This is a genomic window from Streptomyces sp. NPDC051909 (assembly GCF_040681095.1).
GTDB lineage: Bacteria > Actinomycetota > Actinomycetes > Streptomycetales > Streptomycetaceae > Streptomyces.
Genome location: NZ_JBFAYA010000031.1, coordinates 1 through 23,134 on the forward strand (window position 1 = coordinate 1; position 23,134 = coordinate 23,134).

Genomic DNA, 23,134 nt, shown 5'->3' on the forward strand with positions numbered 1-23,134 from the left:
CGCCAAGCGGAGACCCCACCTCCGCCCCCGGGGGCCCCCCCCCCCCCCCCCCCGCTTCTCTTCTGTGGAGCTAAGGAGAATTGAACTCCTGACCTCCTGCATGCCATGCAGGCGCTCTACCAACTGAGCTATAGCCCCCTGTACGGGTTCTGTGGAGCTAAGGAGAATTGAACTCCTGACCTCTTGCATGCCATGCAAGCGCTCTACCAACTGAGCTATAGCCCCTTGTTTAGTTGTGTCGCGCCGGTCTCCCGTGCGGCGACGGATAGAACAGTAACCGTCCGCCGGGCCGTTCGCCAAATCCATATCGCGGGCCCGTCGGGCGGTGCGGGTAGGGTCGCCGTCTGTGTCCGCCTCCTCCTTGCCCCCGGTCTCCCCGTCCCGCGCCCGGCTCCGGCCCCTGGCCGTCGCCGCGGCGGTCTGTCTGCTCTCGTTCACGGCGTTCTGGGTGGCGCAGCGGCTCGCCCACGTGAACATGCTGGACGTGATGGTCTACCGGGCCGAGGCGGAGACACTGCGGGCCGGCGGCGACCTCTACGCGATGCGCGCCACCTCGGCGAACCTGGCGATGACCTATCCGCCGTTCGCCGCCGTGCTGTTCCTCCCGCTGACCGTGGTGGGCGTCCCGCTGATGCGGACGCTGACGACGGCGGGGAACCTGCTCCTGGTGGTCGCGCTGGTGCAGCTGTCGCTGCAGCTGGTCCGCCCGGCCCTGGCCCGTCCGGCGGCCCGCGCCGAGCTGTGGCGAACCGCACTGTGGATCGCGGCGGTCGTGGTGTGGTGCGAGCCGGTGTGGACGACGCTGCGGTACGGGCAGATCAATCTGCTCGTGGCGGTGGCCGTGCTGTGGGACCTGACCCGTCGCGAGGGCGGCCGGGGCAGCCGCTGGGCCGGCCTCGGCATCGGTCTGGCCACCGCGGTGAAGCTCACCCCGGGCCTCTTCGTGGTCCTGCTGTTCGCCGCCGGGCTGCTCCTGTGGCGCCGGGACCGCGCCCTGAACCAGTGGCTGCGGACGGCGCTCACGGCGACCGGCGTCTTCCTCGTGACGACGCTGACGATGGCGCTGGCGCTGCCCGCCGACTCGAAGAGGTTCTGGACCGGGACCCTGTTCGAGACCGGCCGGGTCGGCCACGCCGAGGAGACCGCCAACCAGTCCCTCAGCGGCGTCCTGGCCCGGCTGATGCACACGGACGCGCCGGGCCTGTGGTGGCTGGCCGCGGCGGTCCTGCTCGGCGGCGCGGCCATGGTGCTCGCCGTACGGGCGGCGGTCCGCGGCGACCGGGCGGTGGCCGTGGTGGTCACGGCGTTCGCGGCGCTGATGGTCAGCCCGATCTCCTGGTCCCACCACTGGGTGTGGTGCGTGACACTGCTGATCCTGCTGTACGACCGCTCCACGCGCGCGTGGCCGGTGACCGGAGCCGTGGCTCTGGCCTTCGCCTCGTTCGCGCTGTGGTGGGTGCCGCACGACCCGGGCCGTCCCGAACTCGACCAGAACGCCGGGCAGATGCTGCTCTCCGCGGTCTATCCGCTGACGGCGCTCGCGGTCTTCGCCGGCTATGCGCTGTCGCTGCGGCGGACACACGGCCGAACTCGCCCGGAGACGGTCCCGCGGCCCCGCGAGGAGACGCGGGAGCCTCAGGCCGTGGCGAACGAGTAGAACCGCTTCAGGGTGCAGTGCTCGTCGAGGAGCCGGCCGTAGATCGGCTCTCCTTCGAGCTCGCGGTAGGTCTCGATGGGGTCGCCTTTTATGATCAGCGCCCGCGCGCACTCCTCGCACCAGTACTGGAACGAGGGGTTCACGGGGTCCATGTCACGGACGATGGGCGTCCCGCTGCCGCACCAGTCGCACTTCCGCCGGTGCGCCCCCATCATTCGGCTCCCGTCGCGGAGGCGGCACGCGCCGCACGGGTGAGGGGTGACTTCCACGGCCCGGGGGCGGATTCCGCGACGGCATCGGCTGCGACCTCGTCGGCACCGTCCACGGCCATGCGCGCTCCCTCCCGCCCGGACCCTCTTCCCCACCGGCGGTCCGATTCTGCCATGGGCCCGCAAGGGGGTCAGCGTCGTCGACGGAGCAGGCTCGCCGAGGCCCCCAGGACGGCCGCCGCGGCCAGCGCGAGGGTGCATACCCAGAGCGCGTGGGCGGACACATGCGCCCCCTCTCCGGTGATCCGGCCGAGGAAGAGCGCGCCGAACGCGGCGACGCCGATCAGCTGGCCGAGCTGGGTCACGGTGGCGAGCAGTCCGCTGGCGTCGGCGGCGTCCTCGGGCCGTACGGTCGCGAGCGCGCCGGTCAGGGCCGGGCTGAAGGCCAGCGCCAGACCGGCGCCCATGGCGCAGAGCACCGGATAGAGCGCCCAGCCGCCCGCGCCGCCGTCCCGCAGGAGCGCGCCCACACCGACCGAGGAGGCGGCCGTCAGCAGGAAGCCGGCGGGAACCAGGACGGGCTGCAGCCGGGCGGGCCAGCGACGCCAGGTGAGGCCGACGAATCCGAAGACGGCGGCGGTCGGCGCGAAGGTGAGGCCGGTGCGCAGCGCGCTGTGCCCGAGCGCGCCCTGCAGGTGCAGGGTGAGGGTGAACAGGAAGCCCGCGTTGACGGCCATCACGGCGACGATCCGCAGGACGGCCCGGCCGATGCCGGGGCTGCGCAGCACCCGCGGCGCGACGATCGGGGCGCCGCCGCGCCGGGCGAGCCCCGCCTCGTACGCGCCGAAGGCGACGAACAGAAGCAGTGCGCCGGCGAAGGACAGCCAGGTCCACAGCGGCCAGTCCTTCTCCTGGCCGAGGACCAGGGGGACGGTGAGCAGCGTGACGGAGCCGGCGAGGAGCAGCAGTCCTGGCATGTCGAGGGAGCGCGCCCGCTCGGCCTCGGTGCCCGCGTCGCGCGGCAGCACCTTGGCGCCGAGGGACAGCAACAGCAGGCCGATGGGCACGTTGACCAGGAAGACCGGGCGCCAGCCGGTGCCGAACAGGTCGGCGCTGACGAGGACTCCGCCGACGACCTGGCCGGCCGCCGCTCCGGTGGCGAGGACGGCGGAGTAGGCGCTGAGTGCGCGGACCCGGCCCTCGCCGGTGAAGTTGCGCTGGATGAGGCTGAGCACCTGGGGGATCATCAGGGCCGATCCGGCGCCCTGGACGACCCGGAAGGCGATCAACTGGCCGGTTCCGGCGGCCAGTCCGCAGGCGAGCGAGGCGGCGGTGAAGACCATGAGCCCGGCGAGGTAGACGCGCCGGTGGCCGAGCCGGTCGCCGAGCCGGGCGCCGGTGATCAGCAACACCGCGTAGGCGATGGTGTATCCGGCGACGACGAGCTGGATCCCGGCGCCGGTGGCGGTGAGTTCGGTACGGATGGTGGGGGCGGCGACGTTGACGATGAAGACGTCGAGCAGCGCCATGAACTGGGCGGCGAGCACGACGGCCAGCAGGGCACGGGGGCGGTTGTCGGTGGTGGGGTCTTTACTGAGTACGGGACGTGTGGTGGTCGTCGTCATACGAGGAGGGTGACGCCGGCCGGATACGGGTAACGAGAGCCCGTCGATGCTGGTACTGACAGCACCTGGCAGCGGCGGCGCGGGGACTCGACCATGGGGGATGTGACGACTGTGGCAGCACTGGGCGAGACGCGGCGGAGGCCGGAGCTGGCGGCGTTCCTGCGGAGCCGGCGGGCGCGGGTGACGCCCCAGGACGTGGGCATGCCGCCGGGCCTGAGACGGCGCACGCCGGGGCTGCGCCGCGAGGAGGTGGCGCAGCTCTCCGGGGTCGGCGTGACCTGGTACACGTGGCTGGAGCAGGGGCGGCCGATCAACGCCTCGGCGCAGGTGCTCGACGCGGTGGCCCGCACGCTGCGGCTCGACCGGCCGGAGCGCGAGCATCTGTACCACCTGGCGGAGGTGCCGTACGAGCCGGAGTCGACGCCCGAGCACGTGATGGGGGCCGGCCCGGAGATCCAGGGCATCCTGGACGCCCTGGTGCCGCTGCCCGCCGTGGTCTACAACGCGCGGTACGACGTGCTGGCCACCAACGTCACGTACGAGATGCTGTTCCTCCGGGAGGACGGCAGGCCCTGGACGGGCCCGTTGGGCGTGCGCAACGTGCTGTGGAGCCTCTTCACGATGCCCGGCGACAAGTGCCCGGTCGTCGAAAGGCACCTGGAGCTGCCGCTCATGGTGGCCCAGTTGCGGGGTGGGTACGGGCGCCATGTGGGCGAGCCCGCGTGGGAGTCGTTCGTACAGCTGCTGAGCGAGGCGAGCCCGTACTTCGCGGAGCTGTGGCGCAACGGCGACGTGGTGCCGCCGGGCACCCGGGTGAAGACCTTCCGGCACCACCGGGTGGGCGAGATACGGATGACCTCGGTGTCGCTGTCGATCAACGGGATGCCGGAGTGCCGGATCGTCACCTACACGCCGAACGACGAGGAGAGCCGGCGCTCCATCGACCTGCTACTGAACGGGAAGTGACGGGGCGGGAAGTGACGGAGCGGGAGGCAGGGGGAAACGACGGATCCCGCCCCCTGCTGGGGACGGGATCCGGTGATTGTGGAGCTAAGGAGAATTGAACTCCTGACCTCCTGCATGCCATGCAGGCGCTCTACCAACTGAGCTATAGCCCCGCGCGTTCTTCGCGCTCCGCGCTGCGAACAAGATGAACTTTAGCCTGTGACCTGCCGGAAAGTGAAATCGGTCCGGCAGGCCACACGCGGTGCTCAGTCGTCGTCGCCGAGGACCGGCTCGGGCAGCGTGCCGGCGTTGTGCTCCAGGAGGCGCCAGCCGCGGGCCCCCTCGCCGAGGACCGACCAGCAGCAGTTCGACAGGCCGCCGAGCGACTCCCAGTGCCGGGCCTCCAGCTCGAGCAGCCGGCCGATCGTGGTGCGGATGGTGCCGCCGTGGCTGACCACGACGAGCGTGCCGTCCACGGGCAGCTTCTCGGCGTGCTCCAGGACCACCGGGGCGGCCCGGTCGGCCACCTCGGTCTCCAGCTCGCCGCCGCCGCGCCGCACGGGCTCGCCACGCTTCCAGGCGGCGTACTGCTCGCCGTACCGCGCGGTGATCTCGTCGTGGGTCAGGCCCTGCCACTCCCCCGCGTACGTCTCGCGCAGGGCGGAGTCGTGGGCGACGGCGAGGCCGGTGAGCGCGGACAGCTCGGCGGCCGTGGCCGCCGCCCGCCTGAGGTCGGAGGCGACGATGGCGTCCGGCCTCAGCGCGGCGAGCAGCCGGGCGGCCCGGCGCGCCTGGGCGACGCCGGTCTCGGTCAGCTCGATGTCCGTGCTCCCCTGGAAACGGCGCTCCAGGTTCCACGAGGTCTGGCCGTGGCGCCAGAGCACGATACGGCGGCCGCTGCCGCCCTTGCCGCTGGTCAGCTCAGCTCACCGTCCGCTCCCTCGGCGCCCATGAGCCGGGCGTGCTCCTCCGCCTTGCCCCGGGTCTTCTGCGCGTCCTCGGGAAGCGGCAGCTCGGGGCAGTCCTTCCACAGGCGCTCCAGGGCGTAGAAGACCCGCTCCTCGCTGTGCTGGACGTGGACCACGATGTCGACGTAGTCGAGGAGGATCCAGCGGGCGTCGCGGTCGCCCTCGCGGCGCACCGGCTTGGCGCCGAGCTCCTTGAGCAGCCGCTCCTCGATCTCGTCGACGATCGACTTGACCTGGCGGTCGTTGGGCGCGGAGGCGAGCAGGAAGGCGTCGGTGATCGACAGCACGTCGCTGACGTCGTACGCGATGATGTCGTGAGCGAGCCGGTCGGCCGCCGCCTGGGCGGCGGCGTTGACGAGCTCGATGGAGCGATCCGTGGCGGTCACAAGCAGGCTTTCGTCGGCGGTCTGAGACACCTCAAGGGTCTCATGTACCGCCGACGGGCCCGAAAAGGATTACCGAAGGGTCACTGCCCGCCCCCGGGAACCTTGTAGTCCGCGCCCAGCACCACGGTGACCTCGGCGTTTCCGGCGGCCTTGCCCTTGGCGACGGATCCGGCGGGCAGACCCAGGGTCTTGGCGACCTCCACGGCGGCCGGCTTCTGGGCGTCGTCCGCGTAGAGGACCTGCGACTTCTCCTCGGATCCGGCCTTGGTGCCGCCGACCACGGCGTAGCCGCCGTTGATCAGGACCACGCGGGCGGCCTCGGTGGCGTCCTTGCCACTTCCGTCGCGGATCGCGACCCGGGTGGCGGCGCCCTGCTCGGGGGCGGTGACCTTGCCGCCGAGGATGTCCTTGACGACGCTGTCGCCGGTGGCCTCGCTCAGCGAGCCGTCGGTCTCGACGGGCAGCACGGCGGTCTTGTAGGCGCCGATCTTGGCGTGCTCGGCCAGCTTGGCCAGGGAGACGCCGAGGTCCTTCTCGGGCAGCGAGGGGTCGAGGATCTGGGCCAGGGTCTCGATGGTGACGGTGGCGGCCTTGGGATCGTCGGAGATCTTCCGCAGCACGCCGTACATGACCTGGCCGAAGCGCTGGAGCTGCTTGGCCTCGGCCTCGCCGGAGGCCCGGTGGGTGGCGTAGGCGACGGCGGCGCGGCCGTTGAGGGTCTGGTCCTCGCCCTTCTTGACCAGCGGCTCGGCGCCGGGCTTGTCGCCGGGCACCTCGGTGTCGGTGGTGATGTCGATGTTGCCGACGAGCTCGACGAGGTTCTCCAGGTAGGGGGTGTCGAGCCGCCAGGTGCCGGCGATCCTCGCGCCGAGGAGGTTGCCGAGGGCCTCGCGGGTGCCGCTGGAGCCGTCGTCCTCGACGGACTTGGCGAGGGTGGTGGTGGCTCCGTCCTCGTCGGCGACGGCGAGCGCGTTGGGCAGCAGGACGGTGGTGCCCTGCTTGGTGGTGCTGTTGTCGACGAGCAGGGCGGTGGAGGTACCGCCGCCCTTGGTGTTGTGCAGGTGGACGACGATCGTGTCGCGCTGCTGCGGGCCGGTGGCGGTGTTCTGCGCTGCCCCTTCGCCGGAGGACAGGCCGGGGAGCTTGCCGGCCGACCAGAGATAGCCGACGCCGCCGACCGCGACGAGCACCAGGACCACGACGAGGGTGACCAGGCGGTTGCGGCCGCGCCGGCGGGCCTCCTCGCGGCGCTCGGAACGGCTCTCGGTGAACTTGAGCCAGTCGATGACGTCCTCGGAGTCCTCGTCGGGCTCCTCGATGAACGAGAACTGCTCGGTGCGGTAGTCCCGCCCGTCGTTCTCGGGCGCCGGGCGCTGCCCGGGCACGGCGGCCGGGGCGCCGGGTGCGGCCTGCGGCGGGCGGGGCGGCCGCGGGGCCTGCGGCGCGGGGGCGGGCTCGGTGCGGACCGCCCACTGCTGCCCCGTCTGGTCGACCTGGCCGACCTGACCGGTCTGGCCCGTGTCGTACTGCTGGTAGTCGTACGAGGCGGGCTGCTGGGCGTACGGGTCGTACTGCGGCTGTTGGGGCTGCCGGGCCTGCTGGGGCGCGGCCTGCTGCTGCCCGTACGGGTCGTAGCCGTAGTGCTGCTGTGACGGCTGCTGCTGAGGCTGCTGGACGGGCTGTCCGTACGGGTCGTAGTGCTGCTGCGGGACCTGCTGCTGGTACACCGGCTGCCCGTACGCGTCGTAGCCGATGATCTGCGGCTGCGGATAGTACGGGTCGTACGGGTTCTGCTGATCGTTCACCGGTGCCCCTCCCCGAGACTCACTCGCCGCGGTACAACTGGCGCTTGTCGATGTAGCGCACCACACCGTCCGGGACCAAATACCAGACCGGGTCGCCCTGCGCGACCCTCGCCCGGCAGTCGGTGGACGAGATGGCGAGCGCGGGGACCTCCACGAGCGACACGCCGCCCTTGGGCAGGCCGTCGTCGGTGAGGTCGTGACCCGGCCGGGTGACCCCGATGAAATGGGCGAGGGCGAAGAGCTCCTCGGCGTCGCGCCAGGTGAGAATCTGCGACAGCGCGTCGGCGCCGGTGATGAAGAAGAGGTCCGAGTCACTGTTCAGGGAGCGCAGGTCCCGCAGGGTGTCGATGGTGTACGTCGGCCCGCCGCGGTCGATGTCGATGCGGCTGACGGAGAACTGCGGGTTGGACGCGGTGGCGATGACCGTCATCAGATAACGGTCCTCGGCGGGCGAGACCGCCTTGTGGCTCTTCTGCCAGGGCTGCCCGGTCGGCACGAACACCACCTCGTCGAGGTGGAACAGGGCGGCCACCTCGCTGGCGGCCACCAGGTGTCCGTGGTGGATCGGGTCAAACGTTCCGCCCATCACGCCGAGTCTGCGCTTGCCGCGACCGCCAGTAGGCACTTCCTGCTCTCCCATGCGTGCAGAGCCTACTGGCACGGCGTCGAACACCGGATCAGCGGCCTCGCGGCTCGGCCGCCCGGCGGCTCAGCGGTCGCGGTTGAAGCGGGTGGTCACCCAGAGCAGGAGCAGCAGCGCGAGCAGGGCGCCACCACCCGTGACGTACGGGCTGAGGCTTTCGTGGTTGCCGCCGTGCTCGGCACCCTCGTTCGCGAGCGTGACCAGGTTGGCGGCGGTGGCGTGGAGGCTCATCTTCGACGTGACCTTCGATCGGGGACGGGAGCGGAGACTTCGCGCACATCGTATGCGGCGCGTCGCGGAGCGCTCACGCCGACTCAGGCGTTGGCGTCACCGGGGCCGTTTCATCGCGCGCCGGGGCGGACCCGGCGGCGTCGGCGCCGGCTCCCCTTTCACCACCGCGCTCCACGGTCGTCCACGGTGTCCGAGTTATCCACAGGCTCCGGCAGGCGGTAGTCCCCTCCCCTAGGCTGGGTTGCGTCAGGGGGACGAGCATCGACTCGTACGAACAGGGGGTATCCATGACCGATCACCACCAGGGACACCTGCCGGGCCGGCAGCGCAAGCGCTTCCCCGGCATCTCTTCCCGGGCCTACGAACACCCGGCGGACCGCTCGGCACTGGTCGCGCTGCGCAAGCTGAGCGGCTTCGACACCGTCTTCAAGGCGCTGAGCGGGCTGCTGCCGGAGCGGAGCCTGAGGCTGCTGTTCCTGTCCGACTCCGTGCGGGTGAGCGACGCGCAGTTCACCCACCTCAACGACATGCTGCGGGACGCCTGTTACATCCTGGACCTGGAGAAGGTCCCGCCGATGTACGTGACGCAGGACCCGAAGCCCAACGCGATGTGCATCGGTCTCGACGAGCCGATCATCGTGGTCACCACCGGCCTGGTGGAGCTCCTCGACGAGGAGGAGATGCGGGCCGTCGTCGGACACGAGGTCGGCCACGCGCTGTCGGGTCACTCCGTGTACCGGACGGTGCTGCTCTTCCTCACCAGCCTGGCGCTGAAGATCGCCTGGATCCCGCTGGGGAACGTGGCGATCATGGCGATCGTCACGGCGCTGCGCGAGTGGTTCCGCAAGTCGGAGCTGTCGGCCGACCGGGCCGGGCTGCTCGTCGGGCAGGACGTCCAGGCCTCGATGCGCGGTCTGATGAAGATCGCCGGCGGCAACCACCTGCACGAGATGAACGTGGACGCGTTCCTCGCCCAGGCCGACGAGTACGAGAAGGGCGGCGACCTGCGGGACTCCGTCCTGAAGATCCTCAACGTGCTGCCGCGCTCCCACCCGTTCACCACGGTGCGGGCGGCCGAGCTGAAGAAGTGGTCCGAGACCCGGGACTACCAGCGGATCATGGACGGCCATTACCCGAAGCGCACGGAGGACAAGGACACCTCGGTGACCGACTCCTTCCGCGAGTCCGGGCGGCACTACGCGGACACGGTGCGCACCAGCAAGGATCCGCTGATGAAGCTGGTCAGCGACATAGCCGGGGGCGCCGGTGACCTGGCGGGCGGCCTGGGCGAGAAGCTGTTCGGCCGCTCCGGCGGCGGCCAGGGGGCCGCCAAGGGCCCGAAGGCCGAGCCGGACGGTCAGAGCGAGGGCTGAGCGCTCGGGGCCAGGGTCCCGCAGAGCAAGGAGGTGGTGGGCCGGCCCGTGGTGTACGGGTCGGTGACCGCCTGCCGGCTCCGGTCGCCGGCCTGCTGTCCGGCGAGCAGCGGCCGGAGCGCACCGGTCGGGTCGGCGTCGCAGGACTGCGGGCCGGCCTGGACGGTGCTGGTGAGCAGTTCGGCGCGGTGCATCCGCAGGTCCTCGCGGTCGAAGCGGAAGTGCAGCTCGCGGTGGACGGTGAACAGCGAGGCGCGGGGCGCCGGGCCGGGGCCGGAGGTCGCGGGCCGGACCGCGTAGGTGAAGGTGTGGTCGGCCGTGACGTCCAGCAGGTCGGCGTTGATCTCGGCGAAGCGCAGGGTTCCCTGGACCCGGACGTTCGGGTCGGCGAGGACGACGGTGTGCGGGTCGAAGCGAACGAGCCAGCCGGAGACGGCGTGCCGGCCGTCGTCCTGGGGCGATTCGACGCTCCGGTCGAACTGTTCCAGCTGGTCGGGGTCGAGGAGGAGGCGCGGCGGGCGGACGGTCTGTCCGGCCAGGACGTCGGGGTCGAGGGAGGAGGCGACCAGGTACTCCTTGGCGATGCTGAGGGCGTTGACCACCTGGCTCTCGGAGAAGCTGGTGGTGCGGGCGGCGAGGGGGAGGTTGATGCCGGCGGCGCCGGTGCGGTACTCGGCGGCGGGGCTGTGCGCGAAGAGACTGGCGGGGGTGCCGCCGGGGACGGTGCCCTGCGGGGCGAGCGGGACCGTGGTGGTGCGCAGGGGTTCGGCGCGCTGGTCGAGCGGGGACTGGTACGGGTTGCGCACGCCGAGATAGACCGCCGTGCCGAAGGCCAGGAGGATCAGCAGGACGAGCATGAGGGCCTGCCGGGAGCCGCTGCGGCCTTCCCGGCCGGGGCGGGAGCGGACCGCCTGGGCGTGTTCCCCCATCCGCTCCTCGGCGGAGAACTCCTGGAGTCGGGCAGCGCGGACGAACGACTCGTCGAAGACGACGGATCGGTACTCGTCCTCACCGCCGGGGAGTCCCTCGGGGTTCCCCTCAGGCGGGTCGCCACGCCCTGCCATACCTTCAGGGTAGGTCCGCGGAAGCCCCGGTAAACGCCCAGGTACACGACAACTTCGGAAGAATTACGACGCGGCTGCGGCGAACGGGCGAAGGGCCCGGCGGGCGGGGCCGGAGGGGAGAGGTCAGGGGACGCCCGGGGCGGCTGGGACGGGCGGGGCGGAGGACATGGTGGCCGCCGAGGGGGTGGCGGGGCCCTTGTCGACGCCCGTGGTGGCCGGGGGCGGCATACGGTCCTGGCGGTTGGCCGAGGCGCCGCGGTAGACGGCGCTGAAGGCGAGGGCGACCATGCCGACGCCCATCACCAGGGCCAGCACCCAGGCGACCGGGCGGTGCCAGCGGGCGCTGCCCCGGTAGGGGCGCAGTGCGCCGCCGTGGGGGCCGTAGGGGCCGAAGGCGTCGTCGGCGGTGTCCGGGTCGTAGCCGTCGGGGTGCCGGCCGAGGTCGTAGGCGTCCTCGTACGGGTCCTCGTCGGCGAGGCCGGCGACGGCGCGGGCCCGGGCGGCCTCGGCCTCGGCGCGGGCCTGGGCGGCGGCGAGCAGCCGCTCGACCGCGGTGGGCTCGTGGAACCGCGCCCCCCGTACGAAGTCCTCGTCGAAGGCCACGGTGGCGAATTCCTCGTCGGCGCCGCCGCGGTCGACAGAGTCCTCGGGGTCCTGGCCGTCCTGGAACGGCGTGCCCCCCACGTCGTCCGGCACGGGTTCAGAGTAGACCGGAGAGGGGGTTTTGGGCAGGGAGAGCGCGAACTGTCCCTGCCCGTGCAAGCGGCACGGAGGGTGGGTGCCGGTTACCGGACGTGACCGTCGCCGGTCACGATGTACTTGGTGGAGGTGAGTTCCGGAAGGCCCATGGGGCCCCGGGCGTGCAGCTTCTGGGTGGAGATGCCGATCTCGGCGCCGAAGCCGAACTGTCCGCCGTCCGTGAAGCGGGTGGAGGCGTTGACGGCGACGGTGGTGGAGTCGACCAGCTGGGTGAAGCGGCGGGCCGCGGCCTGGGAGGTGGTGACGATGGCCTCGGTGTGACCGGAGGACCAGAGCCGGATGTGCTCGACGGCCTTGTCGAGGGAGTCGACGACGGCGGCGGCGATGTCGTAGGAGAGGTACTCGGTCTCCCAGTCCTCGGGGGTGGCCGGGACGACGGTGGCCTTGCTGCCCTCGGCATGGGCGAGGACCCGCTCGTCGGCGTGGACGGTGACGCCGGCCTCGGCGAGGGCGTCCAGGGCGCGGGGCAGGAAGGCGTCGGCGATGTCCTGGTGGACCAGGAGGGTCTCGGCGGCGTTGCAGACGCTGACCCGGTGGGCCTTGGAGTTGACCAGGATGTCGACGGCCATGTCGAGGTCTGCCTGGGCGTCCACGTAGACGTGGCAGTTGCCGGTGCCGGTCTCGATGACGGGGACGGTGGACTCCTCGACGACCGTCTTGATGAGGGAGGCGCCGCCGCGCGGGATGAGGACGTCGACGAGGCCGCGGGCGCGCATGAGCTCGCGCACCGAGTCGCGGGACTCGCCGGGGACGAGCTGGATGGCGTCGGCGGGCAGGCCGGCGCCGCCGATCGCGTCGCGCAGCACCTTCACCAGGGCGGTGTTGGAGGAGTAGGCGGAGGAGGAGCCGCGGAGCAGGACCGCGTTGCCGGACTTGAGGCAGAGCGCGGCGGCGTCGACGGTGACGTTGGGGCGGGCCTCGTAGATGATGCCGACGACGCCGAGCGGGACGCGGACCTGGCGCAGGTCGATGCCGTTGGGGAGGGTCGAGCCGCGGACGATCTCGCCGACCGGGTCGGGCAGCGCGGCCACGTGCCGGACGTCGGCGGCGATGGCCCGCACTCGCTCGGGGGTGAGGGTGAGGCGGTCGATGATGGCCTCGCTGGTGCCGGCCTCGCGGGCGCGGGCGATGTCCTCGGCGTTGGCCTCGACGATCTCGGCCGTGCGGACCTCCAGGGCGTCCGCCATGGCCAGCAGGGCGTCGTCCTTCGTGGCGCGCGGCAGTGGCGCGATGTCGGCGGCCGCGGCGCGGGCCCGGTAGGCGGTCTGGGCGACCGGGGACATGTTGTCGAAGGGCATGAGCGAGGTCATGTCCGCAGGGTACTGGCAGCACTGCGGACATCCCTCACGTATCCCTGGGCCGTCCCGTCATACGAGACGGCCCAGCGGGCGCCGGAGTGACCGGAAGTCGACGGTCGCGTAACCCGCCCGGGAACCCTTCCGGGAACCCGTCCGTCGCCTGCCGGCCAGCCGTCCGTCGCCCGCGCACCGCGCGTCCGTCAGTAGGGGTGGACGCCGACCGGGGCGGCCGGCGGCGGGCCATAGCCCTCGGCGATCCGCTGGTGGTAGGTCTCCCGGTCGATGACCTCCAGGCCGACGATCTCCCACGGCGGCAGCTGGGCACTCTGCCGGTGCTCGCCCCACAGGCGCAGGGCGACGGCCGCGGCGTCGTGGAGGTCGCGGGCCTCCTCCCAGTAGCGGATCTCCGCGTGGTCGTCGGCGTACCGGCTGGTCAGCAGGAAGGGGTGGTCGTGGGCCAGCTGCTCCAGGCCCCGGCGCACCTCCGTCAGCGGGGCGGCAGCGCCGGAGACGCTGAGGGTGATGTGCCAGAGCTTGGACACCTCCCGCTCCGGCGCCCTCCTGTCCTGGGGTTTCTCGTCGTAGGACTTCTCGTCGAAGTCGGCTCCGGCCTCGACGCTCGTCAGGGCGCGTTCGGTCGTCCCTCGGGCCATGGCCCCTGGGCGCGCTCGTCTCACCGGCGGCCTCCTGTGTGATGCCTGTGCTGCGTGCTGCTGCGCGTGCTGGTCGTTCCCCGCCCTCGTCGTTGCCCCCGAGACAAAGTTGACCAGCCCGCGGCGGCGCGTGGGGCGGTTTTGGTAAAGGTCCCTACCGGATGACCAGACTTTCAGCCGTTTCGGTTCACCCCGGTGCTTCGTCACATCACCACGAGGTCGTCGCGGTGGACGATCTCCCGTTCGTACTCGGGGCCGAGCTCGCGGGCGAGCTCGTGGGTGGAGCGGCCGAGGAGCTGGGGGAGCTCCTTGGCGTCGAAGTTGACGAGCCCGCGGGCGACGGCGCGGCCCGCGGTGTCCCGCAGCTCCACCGGGTCGCCGGCGCTGAACTCGCCCTCGACGGCGGCGATCCCGGCCGCGAGCAGCGACTTCTTGCCCTCGGTCACGGCCCGGACGGCGCCGTCGTCGAGGGTGAGGTGGCCGCGCGGGGTGGAGGCGTGGGCGAGCCAGAGCAGCCGGTCGGCCGAGCGGCGGCCGGTGCGGTGGAAGTAGGTACCGGTGTCGCGGCCGGACAGGGCGTCGGCGGCGCGGACGGCGGAGGTGAGGACCACGGGGATGCCCGCGGCGGCGGCGATCCGGGCCGCCTCGACCTTGGTGACCATGCCGCCGGTGCCGACGCCGGCCTTGCCGGCCGAGCCGATCTCGACGTGCGCGATGTCGCCGGGGCCGCGCACCTCGGCGATGCGCGAGGTGCCGGGCCGGGACGGGTCGCCGTCGTAGAGCCCGTCGACGTCGGAGAGCAGCACCAGCAGGTCGGCGCGCACGAGGTGGGCGACGAGCGCGGCGAGCCGGTCGTTGTCGCCGAAGCGGATCTCGTCGGTGGCCACGGTGTCGTTCTCGTTGACGACCGGCAGGGCGCCCATGGCGAGCAGCTGGTCCAGGGTGCGGTAGGCGTTGCGGTAGTGGGCGCGGCGGCTGGTGTCGTCGGTGGTGAGCAGGACCTGGCCGACCCGGATGCCGTAGCGGGCGAAGGAGGCCGTGTAGCGGGCGACGAGCAGGCCCTGTCCGACGCTGGCGGCGGCCTGCTGCCGGGCCAGGTCCTTGGGGCGGCGGGTGAGGCCGAGCGGGGCGAGGCCGGCGGCGATGGCGCCGGAGGAGACCAGGACGATCTCCTTCTCGCCGCCGCTGCGGACCTTGGCGAGGACGTCCACGAGGGCGTCGACGCGGTCGGCGTCGAGACCGCCGGACGCGGTGGTCAGCGAGGACGAGCCGACCTTCACGACGATCCTGCGGGCTTCCGTCACGTACTGCCTTGCCACTGTCACCTGCGTCGTCCTCGCCGTCCTGCTCGTGCTCGTGCTCGCTCATGCCCGTGCCGGGGTCCGGGCCCAGACCGGACCGGGCTCGAGGCCGGGACCGGGCCCGAGGCCGGGACCGGGCCCCGTGATCACGCCCGTGCCCATGATCCCGCTCGGCAGGCAATCTACGCGAGCCGGTCCGGGCGCCGCCCGCCCATTCCGCGGGCTGGACGACGGCGCCCGGCGGGGCCGTCAGCCGCGCGCCGCCAGCGAGCGGCGGAACGCCACGCACTCCTCGTACACCGGCAGGATCCCCGCCTCGCGTGCCTGCGCGAGGGTCGGGCTCCGGGAGTCCTTGGCGGACAGCTCCGGATCGCCGTCGACCGGCCACTCGATGCCGATCCGCGGGTCGAGCGGGTGGACACCGTGCTCGCGCTGCGGTGCGTACCCCTGGGAGCAGAGGTATGTCACGGTGGCGTCGTCGGTCAGCGCGCAGAAGCCGTGGCCGAGGCCCTCGGAGAGGTAGACGGCCCTGCGCTCCCGGTCGTCGAGGCGCACGGCCTCCCAGCGGCCGAAGGTCGGCGAGCCGACCCGGACGTCCACGACGATGTCGAGGACCGCGCCGCGCACGCAGGTCACGTACTTCGCCTGGCCGGGCGGCACGTCGGCGAAGTGGACGCCGCGCACGACGCCGGCGGCGGACACCGACATGTTCCCCTGCCTCAGCTCCAACGGGTGGCCGACGGCCTCGGCCATGAGCTCGGCCTTGTACCACTCCAGGAACAGACCACGGGCGTCGCCGTGCTGCTCCGGGACGAACTCCCAGGCACCCTCGATGCCAAGGGGGTTGACCTTCATGGAAAGAGCCGTTCCTCTCTCGGGCCCTCAGGCCTTGTCGGGTTGAACTTCAGGCCATGCCGGTCCCTCAGGCCTGCCGGTCCCTCAGGCCTGCCGGTCCTTCAGACCTTCGCGGTCCGCTCGGTCCGCTCGGTCTCGTACGCCAGCAGGTCGAGCAGGTAGTCGCCGTAGCCGCTCTTGGTCAGCGGCTCGGCGAGGGCACGCAGCCGCGCGTCGTCGATGAAGCCGGCCCGCCAGGCGGCCTCCTCCAGGCAGCCGATCTTCATGCCCTGGCGCTCCTCGACCACGCGGACGTACTCGGAGGCCTGCACGAGGGACTGGAAGGTGCCGGTGTCGAGCCAGACGGTGCCGCGGTCGAGGACCGAGACCTGCAGCTCGCCGCGTTCGAGGTAGTGCTTGTTGATGTCGGTGATCTCCAGCTCGCCGCGCGCGCTCGGCACGAGGTTCCTGGCTATCTCGACCACCCGGCTGTCGTAGAAGTAGAGGCCCGGCACCGCGTAGCGGGACTTCGGGTTCCTCGGCTTCTCCTCGATGGAGCGGGCGACGCCGTTCTCGTCGAAGTCGACGACACCGTAGGCCGTGGGGTCGGAGACGGCGTGGGCGAAGACGACTCCGCCCTCGGGCTGCCCGTACTTCGCCAGCTGCCGGCCGAGGCCGACGCCGTGGAAGATGTTGTCGCCGAGGATCAGCGCGACGGGCTCGCCGCCGATGAACTCCTCGCCGATGACGAAGGCCTCGGCGATCCCGTTCGGCTTCTCCTGCGTCGCGAACCGGATGTCGAGGCCCCAGTCGGAGCCGTCGCCGAGCAGACGCTCGAACTGCGGCCGCTCCTCCGGCCCGGTGATGACCAGGATCTCCCTGCTCCCCGCCATCACGAGGGTCGACAGGGGGTAATAGATCATCGGCTTGTCGAAGACCGGCATCAACTGCTTCGAGACGGCTCGGGTGATGGGCCACAATCGGGAGCCGGTACCACCGGCGAGCAGGATCCCACGCATGAACACGGAGCCTAGGCGGGAGCACTGGTGCCGGCACCCGGTTCCATAGAATCGTGGCCTTCATGAGGATTCTGGTCACCGGCGGCGCCGGGTTCATCGGTTCACAGTTCGTGCGGGCACTGCTCTCCGGAGAACTGCCCTCGGGCGAGGGCGCCCAGGTCACCGTCCTGGACAACCTCACCTACTCCGGCAACGAGGCCAACCTGGCCCCCGTGGCCGAGCGGTCCGGCTACACCTTCGTACAGGGCGACATCCGCGACCACGCCACCGTCGACGACGTGATGCGCGGCCAGGACGCGGTGGTGCACTTCGCCGCCGAGTCCCATGTGGACCGCTCGATCCTCGACTCCTCGCCGTTCGTCACCACGAACGTGCTCGGCACCCAGGTGCTGCTCGACGCGGCCCGGCGGCACGGCGTCGGCCGGTTCGTGCACGTCTCCACGGACGAGGTGTACGGCTCGATCGCCGAGGGCTCGTGGACCGAGGACTGGCCGCTGGCGCCGAACTCCCCGTACTCGGCCTCCAAGGCCGGCTCCGACCTGCTGGCGCTGTCGTACCACCGCACGCACGGCATGGACGTGGTGGTGACCCGCTGCTCGAACAACTACGGGCCGTACCACTTCCCCGAGAAGATGATCCCGCTGTTCACCACGAACCTGCTGGACGGCAGGAAGGTCCCGCTGTACGGCGAGGGCCTGAACGTCCGCGACTGGCTGCACGTCTCCGATCACTGCCGCGGCATCGAGACGGTGTTGCGCGGCGGCCGGGCCGGCGAGGTCTATCACATCGGCGGCGGCACCGAGGTCAGCAACAAGGAGCTCACCGGCATGCTGCTCGACGCCTGCGGCGCGGGCTGGGACATGGTCGAGCACGTCGAGGACCGCAAGGGCCACGACCTGCGCTACTCGCTGTCGATCACCAAGATCCAGGAGGAGCTCGGCTACCGGCCGCAGGTCGCCTTCGAGCAGGGCCTCGCCTCCACCGTCCAGTGGTACCGCGACAACCGCGCCTGGTGGGAGCCGCTGAAGGCGAAGGCGGCGCTCGCCCGATGAGCGCCGACACCCCCACCCGCTGGCTGATCACCGGCGCCGCCGGCATGCTCGGCCGCGACCTCACCGAGGTCCTGACCGAGGCGGGCGCGGACGTCACCGCGCTGACCCGCGCCGACCTGGACATCACCGACACCGCCGCCGTCCGCGCCGCGGTCGATGGCCATGACGTCGTCGTCAACGCCGCCGCCTGGACCGATGTCGACGGCGCGGAGACCGAGGAGGCCGCGGCCACCCGGATCAACGGCGACGGTCCCCGCACGCTCGCCGGGGCCTGCGCCGCGACCGGCGCGGTGCTGCTCCAGGTGTCGACCGACTACGTCTTCCCGGGCGACGCCCCTGAGCCGTACCGGCACGACGCCCCCACCTCCCCGCTGAACGCCTACGGCCGCGGCAAGCTCGCGGGCGAGGAGGCGGTCCTGGCGCTGCTGCCCGAGCGCGGTTACGTGGTGCGCACCGCGTGGCTGTACGGGGCGCACGGCCGCAACTTCGTGGCCACCGTGCTGAGCCTGGCCGGGCGGCGCGAGACCCTCGACGTGGTCGACGACCAGCGCGGCCAGCCGACCTGGACCCGGGCCCTCGCACGCCAGCTGCGGGACCTGGGCACGGCGGCCGTCAGGGGCGAGGCCCCGGCGGGCGTCTACCACGGCACGGCGTCCGGGACGACGACCTGGTTCGACCTGGCGCGGGCGGCCTTCGAGCTGTCCGGCCTGGACCCGGAGCGGGTGCGGCCGACCACCTCGGAGACGTTCGTACGCCCGGCCCGCCGGCCCTCGTACAGCGTCCTGGCGCACGCGCGCTGGGCCGAGGCGGGCGTCGCGGTGCAGCCGCACTGGCGCGAACAGCTCTCCGAGGCCCTGAAGGCCATGCCCCCGGCCCCCGCTCCGCGCCCGGCTCGACGGTCGGGCGCGTGACCTTGTCCGGACGGCTCACGGCACCGCACCACACCGCACCGCACCGCACGGCACCGCGCCCGGAGCGGTGCCGTGAGCCGAATCACTCTTTGTGGTCGAATCGGGCAGATTCTGCGATCCTCTGCACCCTACGTGCGCATTCCTTGAGGAAAATCGCTCCCCTTGTCGGTCACCTGGACGACCGACGAGCCCTCCGGAAGGCCACACCGCCGCACCGGCCGTCCTCGGTGTCAATCGCGGTCCCGAACAGCGGGTAGCTTGGATGTGTCGAGAGGAAGACAAGTGGATCGAGGTGCAAGTGCCTGACGTCTCCGTGGTCGTCATCGCCTACAACGACGCAGAGCGTCTCCCGACGGCCGTCCAATCGGTACTGGACCAGACCTTGCAGAGCGTCGAGGTCGTCATCGTCGACGACTGCAGCAAGGACGACACGTTCAAGGTCGCCCAGGGTCTCGCCGCCGCGCACCCCGATCAGGTCCGCGCCTTCCAGCTGCCCGAGAACAGCGGCGCGGGCGGCGAGCCCCGCAACGTCGGCATCGGGCACGCGCGGGGTCGCTATGTGATGTTCCTCGACAGCGACGACGTCCTGGAACTCAACGCCTGCCGGAACATGATCTCGGCGGCCGAGGAGACCGGCTCCGACATCGTCTCGGGTCTGTGCGTGCGTCTCACCAAGGACACCCGCAACGAGAAGCGCAACGAGTGGTACTCGTGGCTCTACTCGACCACGCGCACCCTGGACTCGGTCACCGAACTTCCCGACCTGTTCGTCTGGGACACCCTGTCCACGAACAAGTGCTACCGCCGCGACTTCCTCGTCGACAACGATCTGCGCTTCCCCAAGGGGATGTTCTACGAGGACCTGATGTTCATCGCCGACGCCTACATGGCGGCGAAGAAGATCACCCTCATCCCCAACCAGGTCTACTTCTGGCACGTCTACGAGCAGGCCAAGGTCAAGTCGGTCACCAACAGCCGGCACGAGATGGTGAACTACCAGCACCGGCTGGAGATCCACCGCCGCATCGACGCGCTCCTCGACCGGCATGGCCTGGACGAGATGCGGGCGGCGAAGGACGTCAAGTTCCTCAAGCACGACCTCGTCCTTCATCTGCGTGACCTGCCGTTCCGGGACGAGGAATACCGCAACGAGTTCGCCGAACTCTCCCGCCCGTATCTCCAGGGCCTGAACCGCGAGGCGTACGCCAAGGCCTCCAAGATCCAGGCGATCTGCGCCTACCTTCTGGAGAAGGGCGACTGGGACAACCTGCTGCCCGCCGTGGACTCCCTGATCCACGGCAAGAAGCTGTCCTCTCCCCTCCACCGGCAGAACGGCCGCATCTACTGGTGCGCCGAGCACCTCGACGACGAGTTCGGCCGTGAGGTGCTCGACGTCACCGAACTCGGCTACCACCAGGAGCCCCTCAACAGGCTGTTCCTGCGCAACGAGCTCACCGAGTACGCGGCCTCCGGCGGTACCGCGAAGCTCGCCGGCCGGATCGTCAACCCGCTGGGGATCATCGGGCCGGACGACACGCTGAAGGCCGAGCTGACGTTCCAGGCGCGCCGCCGCAGCCTGCAGAAGTTCAGCTTCCCCATCACCTCGCTGCGCCACGACGGCGACACCATCCACTGGGAGATCAAGACCGACATCGGGTCCGCGCTGCGGCCGCTCGGCGTGATCGACTCGGTGTGGGACGTCCGGGTCGTTCTCCGGGCGAACGGTGTCCGTACGCAGACCCGCCTCACCACCTCGCAGGACCACCTGGGCGACGGAGGCCTTCCCGTCAAGCCGCGGCTGACCCGGCTGGTGGGCGACCTCATAGAGCCCCACTCGACCGCCAAGGGCCATCTCGCCTTCCGTCTCGTCTCCTCGAAGGGCGACAGCGACAGGATCGAGGAGTTCGTCCAGCGCGGTCTGCACGGCAAGCCCGGACAGATCGCCAAGTCCGGCTATCGCCGCGCCAAGAACCTGCGCAAGAGCCTCACCTCCGGCGACACCAAGCTGAGGCTGTATCACGACGTCTACAGCCGCCTGCCCATCAAGAAGCGGACGGTCGTCTTCGAGAGCCAGCTGGGCAAGCAGTACAGCGACAGCCCGCGCGCGATCTACGAAGAGATGCGCCGGCAGGGCCTGGACTTCACCGCGATCTGGTCGTACACGGGCGATCCCGGCGATTTCCCCAAGGACATCGAGCTGGTACGCCGCTGGTCCCTGCCGTATCTGAAGGCGCTGGCCCGCGCCGAGTTCTGGGTGGACAACCAGAGCTACCCGCTGCGTCTGGCCAAGCGCCCCGAGACGACGTACATCCAGACCTGGCACGGATCCGCGCTCAAGAAGATGGGCTTCGACCAGCCCAAGCTCAAGACTCAGACGCGGCAGCAGCAGGCGGCCGAGCAGAAGCACCTCGACCGCTACGACCACTTCCTGGTGCGCTCGGAGCACGATGTCCGGACGCTCGTCAAGGCCTTCCGGCTGAAGGACCGCACGCCGCTGCGCTCGGGCTACCCGCGCAACGACCTGCTGGTTCAGGCCCGGCAGCGCGAGGAGGAGGCGGGTCGCCGGGTGCGCGGCCCGCTCGCCGAGAAGCTGGGCATCCCGGCGGACAAGACGGTGCTGCTGTACGCGCCGACGTTCCGCACGTCGGGCAAGGCCAGCCAGTTCGAGCTTCCCTTCGACGTCGAGCGCTTCGCCGAGGAATTCGGGGACCGCTACGTCCTGTTGGTGCGCGCGCACTACTTCAACCACGTGGTGCTGCCGCCCAACGTCCACGGCAAGATCATCGACGTCTCGGCGGAGCACGACGTGACGCCGCTGATGGAGCTCGCCGACGCGCTGATCACGGACTACTCGTCCGTGATGTTCGACTACGCGCTGCTCGACCGCCCGATGCTGTTCTTCACCTTCGACTACGAGAGCTACGTCCACGAGGACCGCGGCACGTACTTCGATCTGCTGGAGCACGCGCCCGGACCGGTCTTCCGCACGGAGGACGAACTGCACGCCGCCGTACGGAACCTCGAGTCCGAGGGCCGGGAGTACTGCGACGCCCGCAAGCGTTTCGTGGCCGAGTTCGGCGAGTACGACCAGGGCGACGCCGCCCGGTCGATCGTCGAGAAGTTCTTCTCCGGGTGGAGCCGTTGATGACCGAGATGACGACGACGACCCTGACCGCCGCCAAGAACGACGCCGAGACGCGGGACATCTACCTCGTCTCCAACAGCGTCGACGAGCTCGGCGGGATCACCAGCTGGTCGCACCAGATGGCACGGCTCTTCAGCGAGCGCGGGCACGCCGTCCACGTGATCGGCATCGTCCCCGCCCCCGAGGGCCGGCGCGCCGACCTCGGTGACGATCTGCCGTACAAGACGACGACGCTCTACGACACCCATCCGCCGGTCCTGAAGCCGATGCGCGGCATCAAGGGCAGGCTCGACCTCGTCGAGCGCCGGCGCAGGGCGTCACGCGAGGCCGGCATGCGACGCGAGGCCGCCAAGCTCAGCGCGATCTTCCGCACCGCCCGCCCGGGTTCCATCCTGATCGTGACGCAGGTCTGGGCCATGGAGTGGGTCGCTCTCGCGGACACCGCGGGGCTGCGTGTGATCGGCATGAGCCACGAGTCCTTCCAGACCTGCCGCGGATCGTCCCGCTTCCAGCGGGTCCAGAAGTACTACGCCGATGTCGACCGGATGCTCGTGCTGACCCGCGAGGACGCGGACCTCTGGATCCAGCAGCGCTTCGACCACGTCGGTGCCATGCCGAATCCGCTGCCGTTCTTCCCCGAGGAGCCGTCGCCGCGCACGGCCAAGGTCGTCGTCAGCATCGGCCGACTGCACGAGGAGAAGGGCGTCGACCTGCTGCTCGAAGCCTGGTCCGACGTCGCGCCCAAGCACCCCGACTGGATCCTGCGCGTCTACGGTTCCGGCGAGGAGGAGGCGGCGCTCAAGGAGCAGAGCGCCCGGCTGGGGCTGACCGCCCAGGTCGAGTGGATGGGACGGACCAGTGACGTCCCCGGGGCGTTGAAGGACAGCTCGCTGTTCGCCCTGTCCTCCCGGGGCGAGGGTTTCCCCCTCGCGCTGATGGAGGCCATGGCCACGGCTGTGCCCTGCGTCGCCTTCGACGTCGCTCCGGGCGTCCACGAGATCATCACGGACGGCGAGAACGGCGTCATCGTGACCCCGGGCAACACCGTGGACTTCGCGCGTCGCCTCGACGAGCTGATCTCCGACCAGGAGCTGCGGGACCGTATGGGCGACAAGGCCCGCGTGGACATCCAGCGCTACTCGACGGATGAGATCGTCGCGCGCTGGGAGAACCTCTTCACGCTCCTGGAGCGCTGACCGTCACGAGGAAAAGGGCTGTGGACCGGCGCATCGGCGGTCCACAGCCCTTTTCACACG

21 protein-coding genes and 3 tRNA genes are annotated in these 23,134 nt (G+C 71.0%); 7 read left to right on the plus strand and 17 right to left on the minus strand.

Annotated features, from left to right (window positions below):
* Positions 1–65: 65 nt before the first annotated feature.
* A tRNA-Ala gene (locus tag AB0M18_RS31990) sits at positions 66–138 on the minus strand.
* Positions 139–152: 14 nt separating this feature from the next.
* Positions 153–225 (minus strand) — tRNA-Ala (locus AB0M18_RS31995).
* A 121-nt stretch (positions 226–346) separates the two neighbouring features.
* Between AB0M18_RS31995 and AB0M18_RS32000 the strand changes: the two genes are divergently transcribed.
* Positions 347–1,657, plus strand: a complete 1,311-nt coding sequence (locus AB0M18_RS32000) for a glycosyltransferase 87 family protein (protein ID WP_365764258.1) — start codon at positions 347–349, stop codon at positions 1,655–1,657.
* On the opposite strand, the gene AB0M18_RS32005 is transcribed toward AB0M18_RS32000, so the two are convergent.
* Positions 1,636–1,869 (minus strand): hypothetical protein, encoded by a 234-nt coding sequence (locus AB0M18_RS32005; RefSeq protein WP_265862737.1) that lies wholly within the window; start codon positions 1,867–1,869, stop codon positions 1,636–1,638. The genes AB0M18_RS32000 and AB0M18_RS32005 overlap by 22 nt on opposite strands.
* A 188-nt stretch (positions 1,870–2,057) precedes the next feature.
* Entirely contained in the window at positions 2,058–3,491 is a 1,434-nt protein-coding gene (locus AB0M18_RS32010; protein ID WP_365764260.1) for an MFS transporter, read from the minus strand.
* Between the two features lie 93 nt (positions 3,492–3,584).
* Here AB0M18_RS32010 and AB0M18_RS32015 point away from each other — a divergent pair, with 93 nt between their 5' ends.
* Entirely contained in the window at positions 3,585–4,457 is an 873-nt protein-coding gene (locus tag AB0M18_RS32015; protein WP_365764262.1) for a helix-turn-helix transcriptional regulator, read from the plus strand.
* A gap of 79 nt (positions 4,458–4,536) precedes the next feature.
* On the opposite strand, the gene AB0M18_RS32020 is transcribed toward AB0M18_RS32015, so the two are convergent.
* The 6 genes from AB0M18_RS32020 to AB0M18_RS32045 all read right to left on the minus strand — a co-directional run bounded on the left by AB0M18_RS32020 (position 4,537) and on the right by AB0M18_RS32045 (position 8,469).
* Positions 4,537–4,609, minus strand: a tRNA-Ala gene (locus AB0M18_RS32020).
* A 93-nt stretch (positions 4,610–4,702) separates the two neighbouring features.
* On the minus strand, positions 4,703–5,356 hold the full coding sequence (locus AB0M18_RS32025; protein WP_365764350.1) for a histidine phosphatase family protein: 654 nt from the start codon (positions 5,354–5,356) through the stop codon (positions 4,703–4,705).
* Positions 5,353–5,790, minus strand: a complete 438-nt coding sequence (gene rsfS, locus AB0M18_RS32030; RefSeq protein WP_365764264.1) for a ribosome silencing factor — start codon at positions 5,788–5,790, stop codon at positions 5,353–5,355. Before rsfS ends, AB0M18_RS32025 begins: the two co-directional genes overlap by 4 nt.
* An 80-nt stretch (positions 5,791–5,870) precedes the next feature.
* On the minus strand, positions 5,871–7,595 hold the full coding sequence (locus AB0M18_RS32035; protein ID WP_365764266.1) for an LCP family protein: 1,725 nt from the start codon (positions 7,593–7,595) through the stop codon (positions 5,871–5,873).
* 19 nt (positions 7,596–7,614) lie between these two features.
* Positions 7,615–8,235, minus strand: coding sequence for a nicotinate-nucleotide adenylyltransferase (nadD, locus tag AB0M18_RS32040; protein WP_265862320.1), 621 nt, complete (start codon positions 8,233–8,235; stop codon positions 7,615–7,617).
* 69 nt (positions 8,236–8,304) lie between these two features.
* A complete protein-coding gene (locus tag AB0M18_RS32045; RefSeq protein WP_265862321.1) occupies positions 8,305–8,469 on the minus strand; it encodes a hypothetical protein in 165 nt (54 codons plus the stop codon).
* Positions 8,470–8,756: 287 nt separating this feature from the next.
* On the opposite strand from AB0M18_RS32045, the gene AB0M18_RS32050 reads away from it, so the two are divergent.
* On the plus strand, positions 8,757–9,842 hold the full coding sequence (locus AB0M18_RS32050; RefSeq protein WP_365764268.1) for a M48 family metallopeptidase: 1,086 nt from the start codon (positions 8,757–8,759) through the stop codon (positions 9,840–9,842).
* On the opposite strand, the gene AB0M18_RS32055 is transcribed toward AB0M18_RS32050, so the two are convergent.
* The 7 genes from AB0M18_RS32055 to rfbA all read right to left on the minus strand — a co-directional run bounded on the left by AB0M18_RS32055 (position 9,827) and on the right by rfbA (position 16,770).
* Entirely contained in the window at positions 9,827–10,906 is a 1,080-nt protein-coding gene (locus AB0M18_RS32055) for a hypothetical protein (protein WP_365764270.1), read from the minus strand. The genes AB0M18_RS32050 and AB0M18_RS32055 overlap by 16 nt on opposite strands.
* Positions 10,907–11,029: 123 nt before the next feature.
* Positions 11,030–11,602 carry a hypothetical protein gene (locus tag AB0M18_RS32060; RefSeq protein WP_365764272.1) on the minus strand — a complete coding sequence of 191 codons (573 nt, stop codon included), beginning with the start codon at positions 11,600–11,602 and terminating at the stop codon, positions 11,030–11,032.
* Between the two features lie 89 nt (positions 11,603–11,691).
* Complete coding sequence (locus AB0M18_RS32065) at positions 11,692–12,975, minus strand: glutamate-5-semialdehyde dehydrogenase (protein ID WP_365764274.1); 1,284 nt, start codon at positions 12,973–12,975, stop codon at positions 11,692–11,694.
* A 188-nt stretch (positions 12,976–13,163) separates the two neighbouring features.
* Positions 13,164–13,640 (minus strand): hypothetical protein, encoded by a 477-nt coding sequence (locus tag AB0M18_RS32070; RefSeq protein ID WP_365764276.1) that lies wholly within the window; start codon positions 13,638–13,640, stop codon positions 13,164–13,166.
* Between the two features lie 179 nt (positions 13,641–13,819).
* Positions 13,820–14,941: a glutamate 5-kinase gene (proB, locus tag AB0M18_RS32075; RefSeq protein ID WP_365764278.1), complete on the minus strand. Its 1,122-nt coding sequence runs from the start codon at positions 14,939–14,941 to the stop codon at positions 13,820–13,822.
* Between the two features lie 225 nt (positions 14,942–15,166).
* Positions 15,167–15,772 (minus strand): dTDP-4-dehydrorhamnose 3,5-epimerase, encoded by a 606-nt coding sequence (rfbC, locus tag AB0M18_RS32080; RefSeq protein WP_365764280.1) that lies wholly within the window; start codon positions 15,770–15,772, stop codon positions 15,167–15,169.
* A 101-nt stretch (positions 15,773–15,873) separates the two neighbouring features.
* Entirely contained in the window at positions 15,874–16,770 is an 897-nt protein-coding gene (rfbA, locus tag AB0M18_RS32085; RefSeq protein WP_365764282.1) for a glucose-1-phosphate thymidylyltransferase RfbA, read from the minus strand.
* Between the two features lie 62 nt (positions 16,771–16,832).
* Here rfbA and rfbB point away from each other — a divergent pair, with 62 nt between their 5' ends.
* The 4 genes from rfbB to AB0M18_RS32105 all read left to right on the plus strand — a co-directional run bounded on the left by rfbB (position 16,833) and on the right by AB0M18_RS32105 (position 23,074).
* Entirely contained in the window at positions 16,833–17,822 is a 990-nt protein-coding gene (gene rfbB / locus AB0M18_RS32090) for a dTDP-glucose 4,6-dehydratase (RefSeq protein WP_365764284.1), read from the plus strand.
* On the plus strand, positions 17,819–18,733 hold the full coding sequence (rfbD, locus tag AB0M18_RS32095) for a dTDP-4-dehydrorhamnose reductase (protein WP_365764286.1): 915 nt from the start codon (positions 17,819–17,821) through the stop codon (positions 18,731–18,733). Before rfbB ends, rfbD begins: the two co-directional genes overlap by 4 nt.
* 262 nt (positions 18,734–18,995) lie before the next feature.
* Positions 18,996–21,878 carry a bifunctional glycosyltransferase family 2 protein/CDP-glycerol:glycerophosphate glycerophosphotransferase gene (locus AB0M18_RS32100; protein ID WP_365764288.1) on the plus strand — a complete coding sequence of 961 codons (2,883 nt, stop codon included), beginning with the start codon at positions 18,996–18,998 and terminating at the stop codon, positions 21,876–21,878.
* The gene (locus AB0M18_RS32105) at positions 21,878–23,074 is read left to right on the plus strand and encodes a glycosyltransferase (protein ID WP_365764290.1); all 1,197 of its coding nucleotides are present in this window, start codon (positions 21,878–21,880) and stop codon (positions 23,072–23,074) included. Before AB0M18_RS32100 ends, AB0M18_RS32105 begins: the two co-directional genes overlap by 1 nt.
* Positions 23,075–23,134 lie beyond the last annotated feature (60 nt).